At 41.8% G+C, this 2,277-nt stretch carries 2 protein-coding genes; both read right to left on the reverse strand.

Annotated elements, in window-relative coordinates:
• Positions 1-321 precede the first annotated feature (321 nt).
• Positions 322-1,413: an IS91 family transposase gene (locus I6E72_RS19560; RefSeq protein ID WP_197113898.1), complete on the reverse strand. Its 1,092-nt coding sequence runs from the start codon at positions 1,411-1,413 to the stop codon at positions 322-324.
• A complete protein-coding gene (locus I6E72_RS19565; RefSeq protein WP_101162798.1) occupies positions 1,410-2,243 on the reverse strand; it encodes a tyrosine-type recombinase/integrase in 834 nt (277 codons plus the stop codon). Before I6E72_RS19565 ends, I6E72_RS19560 begins: the two co-directional genes overlap by 4 nt.
• Positions 2,244-2,277: the final 34 nt, after the last annotated feature.

Raw genomic sequence — 2,277 nt, forward strand, 5'->3', positions numbered from 1 at the left:
CCTAACACTTTAGTATTTATGCGACACGCAGTTTGTGTTGCATAATCGCTTGTTGGACTGAGGCGCTACCTGCTCGGTGTGTCAGAGTTGGTGTTGTTTATGCTATGGGAATTTGCTTTTTAGAGGCTCTAGCTAAATCAGCTAATTTAATAAGCTTACCAATTATAATTTAAGCTTTCCCTGCATTGCTCAGCGTTTATTATCTATTCATTAAACCGAATGTTTAACCGTTAAGCAAGGATATTTTTCGCTCGCACAGTCGCTATTAGCCTGAGCAATTAAGCAGGTTAACTTTTTGATTTGATGCAGCAAGCAAGGCTGCTAACTCGTTCGCGCTATTTTATTTGTCGCCTCATCTAAATTCATCACACCAATAAATCGTAAGGTACCCGTCTTGCATGACTGGCAAGACCAATGGGGTATTAATCGTTCTTGCTCTACCTTCGGCTTCACCGCTTTGCATGGGGATGCTGATACTTGAGCCTTTATTAACCCTAACTTTCGCTTGCGACACGCATTAGCTAAAAAGCCATAGTGGCGAATGCGCATAAACCCTTTGGGCAATACATGTTGTAAGTAGCGCCGTAAAAATTCATCACAACTCAGAGTCATGACTTTATCGCGGTTGTTATCTGCATAATCGCGGTATTTAAAGCTCACTGTTTCTTCAGTCGCTGACACTAATCGCGATTCTGACATCACGCCTTTTCGGGTATAACGTGCAAGGTAACTGACTAACTTTTCACTGTACGTTAAACAGGCTTTGCTATACACGCACCATTTGGTTGGTGTGCTTACCTTCGCGAATGAACTATCGCATTCATTGAGCACCGCGAGCATTTTCCCTCTAAACACTGTTGATAATGCTTTAACGGGGTATAAATAGCCTTTTTCTATTTCATGCCAGTGCGCTTTATTAAGCGCGCCTGCGGGTATCAAGCAATGCAGGTGAATATGCTGACTTAAGTTCTGCCCCCACGTATGCAGTACGCTTGTCATGCCTAGCTGGCCATGCCTCTTTCGTTTCGCAAATTTACACAGCGTTTGCCATGCGGCTTTAAATAAACAGTGATACAACGCGTTTGGGTTGTAGTGCACAATGATATTTAACTCATGCGGGAGCGTAAAAACAAGGTGGAAATAGCGACACGATAATAAATCCTCTTGTTGTCTTTGCACCCATTTAGCCGTTGCCATACCTTGGCAACGTGGGCAATGCCGATCTCGACAGCTACATCCAATTTGTTGTACTTCACTACAGTTATCACATTGCCATGCTTGATAACCGAGCTGTCCCGTTCTGCATGATTGAAGGTGTTGGCAGACTCGTAACTGCTGATAACTCATTATGTGGTGCTGCCGATAATTCCCAAGGCCAGAATTTAAAATATCAGCGAGATGCAAGCCGCTCATTGGTTTCCCCAACTTGCGAGTAAATCAATACCACCATGCCCTAATTCAGGTAACCAGTGTAAGTAACTTTGCGTGGTTCTAATGTCACTGTGACCAAGCTGATGTTGAAGTTGATGAAGCGGCATCCCTAACTCAAGTTGATGTGTTGCATAAGCATGGCGTAATACATGTGGATTACAGTGCTTTAAACCACACATTTGTGCATGTTTTTTCAATGCCTTTCTGAAGCTTGAGGGTGACATGGGTTTATCCATTAACCATCGTGAATAAAACATCCAGCCCGTTGGGTGATACATTTTCCAATAGCAACGTAATTGATTTAGCACGCTATCTGATACAACAACATAGCGTGACTTATCTCCTTTACCATGTTCAATTAAAATGGTTTTACGCTGTCCATCGATGTCTTGCACTTTGATACGCAGCAGTTCGCCAATACGCAAACCACATCCATAACACACCACTATCAATGTTTTTAAGCGCATATCCGTGCAACTTTCTATAAGTCGTCGAATATCATCACGCGATAAATAAGTAGGTGCCCGAGGTTTTGCTTTAGGCAAGGCTATGTCTAAGTTCAGTGGGCGGTGTAAAATATTCTTAAACAAAAACCAGATACTGTTTATTTGTATTTTTTGACTCGCTCTGGAGAGCTTTCGAATAGCGGGATCTTTAAAAAAGATATTCAGCTCATCATCAGTAATTAAATCGAGTGGTTTATTAAAATAATGGCTGAGTTTAAGCAAATGCTCGCAGTAGCTTTTACAGGTACTTTGTGAATAACCAAGATAGGCTATTTCAGTTTTGACTTGTTCAATGAGTGTATTCATTACTTACCTCCAAATATGGGATAACCCCAAGGTA

Source organism: Pseudoalteromonas sp. NSLLW24 (assembly GCF_015864725.1).
GTDB classification, from domain to species: domain Bacteria; phylum Pseudomonadota; class Gammaproteobacteria; order Enterobacterales; family Alteromonadaceae; genus Pseudoalteromonas; species Pseudoalteromonas arctica.

Excerpts from the sequence above, each read along its gene's own strand:
- I6E72_RS19560 (WP_197113898.1), bottom strand. The coding sequence starts at position 1,413 with ATGAGCGGCTTGCATCTCGCTGATATTTTAAATTCTGGCCTTGGGAAT.
- I6E72_RS19565 (WP_101162798.1), bottom strand. The coding sequence starts at position 2,243 with ATGAATACACTCATTGAACAAGTCAAAACTGAAATAGCCTATCTTGGT.